The following is a 6,131-nucleotide window of genomic DNA, read 5'->3' as shown; positions in this document are numbered from 1 at the left end:
GAAAAAGGGGACAATTGTTAATTATTATTAAAAGTATATTTACTAATTAACCAAAATACCAGTGAAACTAGCTCAAGCTCAGACGATATTAACAGACACTTTAACCGTATTTTGGGGAGAATGGCTAGATTTACGGGCGAGAGTCCTTCAGATCGCCGCCACAGGTTTAGTTTCTCCCCTAATCTATATTATCGGTTTCGGGTTGGGGTTGGGAAGCGCCCTCGATCGCTCGATGAAACCCTCGCTCGGCGATTCCTATCTAGAATTTATTTTACCCGGAATGGTGGCTCTGTCCTCAATGGCGATCAGTTTCGGGGGAACCACCTTTTCCATCTGTGGCGATCGCTTATTTAGTAAAACCTTCGAGGAATTATTATTACTTCCCGTCCATCCCCTCTCATTATTTTTAGGCAAAGTTTTTGCGGGAATTTTGCGCGGTGTAATGACTTCTGCATCAGTGATTCTCATCGCTATCTTATTTACAGGAAAATTTGCCAGTTTTCTCAATCCCCTCTTTTTATTAATTTTAATCTTAAATTGTGCCGTCTTTGCCAGTTTAGGGGCAATTGTTGGATTGCGAGTTCAATCCCTCGAAAGTGCCAGTCTCTATAATAACTTTTTAATCGTGCCGATGTCTTTTTTAGGAGCAACTTTTTTCGATCCCAAAACCTTACCCTGGGCATTAAAAATTATTGTTTATGCCTTGCCCCTCACCTATGCTAGTCTAGGATTAAGAGCCGCAGCCTACGATATCAATCAATTTCCTTGGTTCGCTATCCCTATTTTATTAATCGTCGCTCTTCTTCTCTCGATTGTCGGCGCTTATCAATTCTCCCATCAACGGGATTAAATCAGTTATCAGTTATCAGTTATCAGTTATCAGTTATCAGTTATCAGTTATCAGTTATCAGTTATCAGTTATCAGTTATCAGTTATCAGTTATCAGTTATCAGTTATCAGTTATCAGTTAAGTACCCAGGCAAAATTAATTAAACATATCTAACTACCTCTTGCCTTTTGCCTTTTGCCTATCTTCCCTAGGAAATTTATTTTACACGACTACTTATCTCCTGACTCTTTTTTCCCTTGAATAAATATATCCTTTTTTATAAACCCTACGATGTATTATGTCAGTTTACCGATGAAAATGGTCGCTCGACTTTAAAAGATTATATTCCCATCCCGAATATCTATTCTGTCGGTCGTTTAGATAGGGACAGTGAGGGATTATTATTACTCACAGATAACGGTCAATTACAGCATCGTTTAGGTCATCGTCAATTTGCTCATCCGCGCACCTATTGGGTACAAGTCGAAAGAATTCCAGACCTAAACGCTTTAGAAAAATTGCGTCAAGGTCTTCCTATTCAGGATTATCGCACTCGACCGGCAATAGTTAATTTACTAGATTTTGAACCGGATTTACCCCCCAGAGAGCCACCGATTCGTTATCGAAAATCTGTTCCCACCGCTTGGTTAGAAATTACCTTAACTGAGGGAAGAAATCGTCAGGTAAGACGGATGACGGCAGCCGTTGGTTATCCGACTTTAAGATTAATTAGAACAGCCATTACTATTGACAAAAACAATAAATTATGCTTAACAGGATTACAACCCGGTCAATGGCGAGAAGTGACTGAAAAAGAGAGAAAAGCCTTGGAAAGGTTATAATTTCTGTAAGTAACCTTGATAACCAAAGTTGAATGTATAGTTTGGGACTTGATCAAATGACCCACAATTATCTATAATCGTGAATATTAAACCTAAGACAAACATGAAAGTTAAAATTAAAAATCTTGGCATTTTAAAACAAGCAGAATTCAGTCTAGGCGATCTCACAATTATCTGTGGTGGTAATAATACAGGTAAAACTTATGCTACCTACGCTTTATTCGGTTTTTTAGACAATTGGCGAAGACTATTAACGGGGCCAAGATTTGGCCTCAAAGAAAAAATTGAGCAACTACTTTCTGATGGTGTAATTAGTCTCGATCTACAGGAGTATGTTCAACAGTGTGAAAGTATTCTTACTGCAGGTTGTCAAAGATATATCCAACAAATACCTGAAGTTTTTGCTGCCAACGAGGAGAGGTTTAAAAATGTTGATTTTCAGATAGAATTAAATTTTGACAATATTCAATTTCAAAATAAGTATGAAAGGAAAATTAGTACAGCAACATGGGAAATTATCTCGATTAACAAACCTGAAGATGAGCCTTATTTATCCATTACATTATTAACAGAAACAGAAAAAATAAATCTGCCAGTGCATTTTCTTGAGGATATCATTTACGACAGCATCCAAGATATAATTTTCTCTCAGTTTTTTCCCAGGCCATTTATTGCTAGTGCAGAAAGGACAGGAGCGGCAATTTTTCGCAAAGAGTTAAATTTTGCTCGTAATCGTTTACTGGAAGAAATTAGTAAAAATAGCAATTTTAATCCTAGAGAACTGTTATTTAATGTTTCTCAGGATTATGCGCTACCAGTCAAAAAAAATGTAGATTTTACTAGACAAATAGAAACAATTGTCAAAAAAACTAGCTTTATCGCCGAAAATCATCCCAGTATTTTAGAAGATTTTGCCGATATTATTGGTGGTCAATATATGATTACTAGCAATGATGAACTTTATTACATTCCTAAAGGAAAAAAACTTAGACTATCGATGGATGAAAGTTCTAGTGCTGTACGTTCTCTTTTAGACATTGGCTTTTATTTAAGACACGAAGCTCGAATCGGAGATTTGTTGATAGTAGATGAACCTGAATTAAATCTCCATCCAGAAAATCAACGCCGTATCGCTAAACTTTTCGCTCGACTGATCAACATTGGTATTAAAGTTTTTATCACTACTCACAGTGATTATATTATCAAAGAAATCAACACATTAATTATGCTTAACCATAATAAACCACACCTGAAACAAATTGCCGCAGAAGAAGGCTATAGACAAGAGGAATTATTATCGGCTAATCAAGTTAAAGTCTATATTGCTGAAAAAGCTTTAAAGATGTTAAAAGGACAAAAAAGAAAAACCAAATTTAACACTTTAACTCCCGCTAAAATTGATCACGAAATGGGTATCGAAGCACGCAGTTTTGATACTACTATCGAAAATATGAATCGTATTCAAACGGCTATTATTTGGGGTGAGGAGTAATGTCTGATATTGCTATCCTCAAAGAAATGATTAGCAAGTGTGCGATAGTAGAGTTGGAATATAAAAAAGAGTACAAACGAGATAGTTATTTACTGAAACTGATAGAAAATCAAGATAACTATTCATTTGTGATTAGTGGAATGCCTGAACCCGATCAAGTTATTGCGATCAAGCTAGATGAGTTTTTTGATGTCCGCAAAATTTTTACTGGTAATAAAGGTGAATGTAAGCGTGCAGATTTTATAATTATCGCTAATACCCCTACTGAAAAAGTTATCCTTTGTTTGGAAATGAAGAAAAGCAGAGATTCTAATTCATCGATAATTAAACAATTAAAAGGAGCCAAATGCTTTGTCTCCTATTGTCGTGAAATCGGACGCTTATTTTGGAATCAACCCGATTTTCTTCAGGACTATCAATATCGCTTTGTTAGTATTAAAAATATCAGTATGTCTAAAACAGCCACGAGCAGCAGTAAACTTTCTCAAAAAAGTGAGATTCACGATCAACCAGAAAAAATGTTAAAAATTTCCGCTAAAGCGAAGCACTTTCAAGAATTAATTTAGTCCTATAGCTTGACATTAAGACTGATTTAATCTCGATCGAATAACGATCTTTTGCCGAGAGTGCCGAAAGAGCCTTATCGATGCTCATTTTTAAAAACTTCAAACACCTGCCGGCTGAAATATTTTAACTTATCAGCCACCTTAGGAGAAGGTTGATAATTACCGACTAATTGCCAATTTTCCACCGTAGATAGTCGCCAAGCGGTTCCTTGATGGTTAAAAGCCTGCATTTCTAAGCCAATCAAACGCTGATGATGATCCTCGCTATCGAGATGAAAACGAATTTGTACCAGAATACTGCGCCCTTGAATTCTGGGACTCCAACCGGGAAAATGGAAAGCGATATCGATCGAGTCAGGATCCGTTAACTCCCTTGTGTGGGGATCGTTGCGCCAAGGTTTCAGATCTGCCTTTGCATCGGGGAATTGTTGTTTAAACAGGTTGACGAGTGTGGCGATCTTCGCCGTTAATTCTAATCCTTTTGCCTGTTCCGACGCATTCATGCTCACCTCTGATAATTGCTTATAAAGTAACTATTTATACAGTTTAGCCCTGCTTTTTGCGACTATTGGAACAATTATAACGATATTTTCTCGATCGAGTCGAAAATGCCGCACCCATCAATCCAGATAGCCGCTGCCAAAAAGACAAAATCAAAACTACACTAGAAAATAGGATAATCGACAGGAACAGTATTTTCTATGAATCCCCAAGAGTCTCTATTACAATCGATCGAAAAATTAGGCTATCGGGTTACGGTGGGTGATGTGGCGGCAAAATCGGGTTTAGAGATTAACGCTGCACAACAGGGATTATTAGCTTTAGCTGCGGAAGCGGGGGGACATTTACAGGTAGCAGATACGGGGGAGATTATCTATCTTTTCCCTGAAAATTTTCGCTCGATTCTCCTGAATAAATATTGGCAATTGCAGTTAAAAGCTTTCGCCAGTAAAATCTGGAAAGTAGTTTTTTATATTATCCGCATTTCCTTTGGCATTGTTTTAATTATTTCGATTTTAATCCTGTTGCTGGCTATTCTGGCGATCCTGATCGGCTTAATGTTCAAAGATAGTGACTCGGATAACAATTCTGGAAATAACAACATTAATATTAATTTCTTTCCCACGGACTTTTTCTGGATTTTTTATCCCGATTTTGGTAATAACTACTACGAAAGAAAGGATAGGGAAGTTAAGGCAGAAAAACCCCCTAGTAAGATGAATTTTCTCGAGGCAGTTTTTTCTTTTCTTTTTGGCGATGGCGATCCTAATTTTAATTTAGAGGAGAGACGCTGGCAAACTATCGGTAAAGTAATTCAAAATAATCGTGGCTCGATTATTGCTCCACAAATTGCCCCCTATCTCGATAGTATTACCCCTAGTCACGAGGAGACAGAAGATTATATACTCCCAGTTTTAACCCGCTTTAATGGATTGCCGCAAGTGTCCGATCGAGGCGATATTATCTATTATTTTCCCGATCTACAGGTGACAACCAAAAAGAGAAAATTACAAACAGTTTCCCCCTATCTAAAGGAAAAACGCTGGAAGTTTAGCGAAGCAGATAGCGGTCAAATTATCCTAGCTTTAGGTTTAGGGGTGGTTAACTTTATCCTCGCTTTAGTTTTAGGATCTTTGCTCAACAGTGATAGTGTTGATTTGAGCGGTTCTCTGGGGTCGATAGTCACAGGAATCTACGGGTTTCTCCTCAGTTATGCTGGTGCTTTTTTGGGGATTCCCCTCGGTCGTTATTTCTTTTTACAGTGGAGAAATGAGCGGGTTAATCAACGCAATCAACAGCGAGAAAAAAGAGCAGATTTATTAGCCCAAAATAATCCTGAATTAGAGAAAAAACTGGCCTACTCTCGTCAATTTGCTGACCAAAAAGTGATTACAGATGCTGATATTAGTTATTCTACCGATCAAGACTATCTCGAACAAGAGATCGATCGCTCGGATAAAATCGATCGAGAATGGCAAAAACGCTTAGAATCGCCCGATTCCTGACTCCTGACTTGAAAGAGGGTGTAGGGTGTAGGGTGATGGGGAAATGGGGAAATGGGGAAATGGGGGAATTATGAATTGGGAAATGGGGGAGTGGGGGAGTGGGGAGATAGGAGAATTTCAACTAATACCCCAAAACCCTAAAACCCCAACTCCCTAAAACCCCAACTCTCAACTCCTGCCTCCTGAATCCTGACGACCGACTCCTAACCCCACCAACAAACTTTTTGCCGCAAACCCTAACTTAAACGATCGAGGGTGCGATACTGAATTGCTTCGGCAACGTGGGAACTTTTCAGCATTTCACTATCTCCTAAATCGGCAATGGTGCGGGCAACTTTGAGAATGCGATCCATTGCTCGGGCCGATAAACCCAATTTTCGGATTGCCCCTTCTAAA

At 38.3% G+C, this 6,131-nt stretch carries 8 protein-coding genes; 6 read left to right on the top strand and 2 right to left on the bottom strand.

All coding sequences use genetic code 11. From position 1 onward, the window contains the following. The first annotated feature begins 61 nt into the window (after nt 1-61). The 5 genes from O9324_RS02085 (at nt 62) to O9324_RS02065 (ending at nt 3,729) form a co-directional block, all read left to right on the top strand. A complete protein-coding gene (locus O9324_RS02085) occupies nt 62-850 on the top strand; it encodes an ABC transporter permease (protein WP_002765070.1) in 789 nt (262 codons plus the stop codon). Then, on the top strand, nt 813-971 hold the full coding sequence (locus tag O9324_RS02080; protein ID WP_288139361.1) for a hypothetical protein: 159 nt from the start codon (nt 813-815) through the stop codon (nt 969-971). Before O9324_RS02085 ends, O9324_RS02080 begins: the two co-directional genes overlap by 38 nt. A 115-nt stretch (nt 972-1,086) precedes the next feature. Next, entirely contained in the window at nt 1,087-1,671 is a 585-nt protein-coding gene (locus O9324_RS02075) for a pseudouridine synthase (RefSeq protein ID WP_002751273.1), read from the top strand. 103 nt (nt 1,672-1,774) lie between these two features. Continuing rightward, nucleotides 1,775-3,163 carry an AAA family ATPase gene (locus tag O9324_RS02070; RefSeq protein WP_288139360.1) on the top strand — a complete coding sequence of 463 codons (1,389 nt, stop codon included), beginning with the start codon at nt 1,775-1,777 and terminating at the stop codon, nt 3,161-3,163. Then, a complete protein-coding gene (locus tag O9324_RS02065; RefSeq protein WP_288139359.1) occupies nt 3,163-3,729 on the top strand; it encodes a hypothetical protein in 567 nt (188 codons plus the stop codon). The genes O9324_RS02070 and O9324_RS02065 overlap by 1 nt, the downstream gene beginning before the upstream one ends. A gap of 74 nt (nt 3,730-3,803) precedes the next feature. On the opposite strand, the gene O9324_RS02060 is transcribed toward O9324_RS02065, so the two are convergent. Further along, the gene (locus O9324_RS02060; protein ID WP_288139358.1) at nt 3,804-4,232 is read right to left on the bottom strand and encodes a Tery_1686 family protein; all 429 of its coding nucleotides are present in this window, start codon (nt 4,230-4,232) and stop codon (nt 3,804-3,806) included. A gap of 198 nt (nt 4,233-4,430) precedes the next feature. Between O9324_RS02060 and O9324_RS02055 the strand changes: the two genes are divergently transcribed. Further along, entirely contained in the window at nt 4,431-5,735 is a 1,305-nt protein-coding gene (locus tag O9324_RS02055) for a hypothetical protein (protein WP_288139357.1), read from the top strand. A gap of 236 nt (nt 5,736-5,971) precedes the next feature. On the opposite strand, the gene O9324_RS02050 is transcribed toward O9324_RS02055, so the two are convergent. After that, a partial coding sequence (locus O9324_RS02050; RefSeq protein WP_502846563.1) for a magnesium chelatase subunit ChlI family protein occupies nt 5,972-6,131 on the bottom strand: 160 nt, incomplete at its 5' end.

The organism is Microcystis sp. LE19-84.1B, from assembly GCF_027531875.1.
Taxonomy (GTDB): domain Bacteria; phylum Cyanobacteriota; class Cyanobacteriia; order Cyanobacteriales; family Microcystaceae; genus Microcystis; species Microcystis panniformis.
The sequence above is the reverse complement of the archived record's forward strand: the minus strand, read 5'-3'. Positions and strand labels throughout refer to the sequence as shown.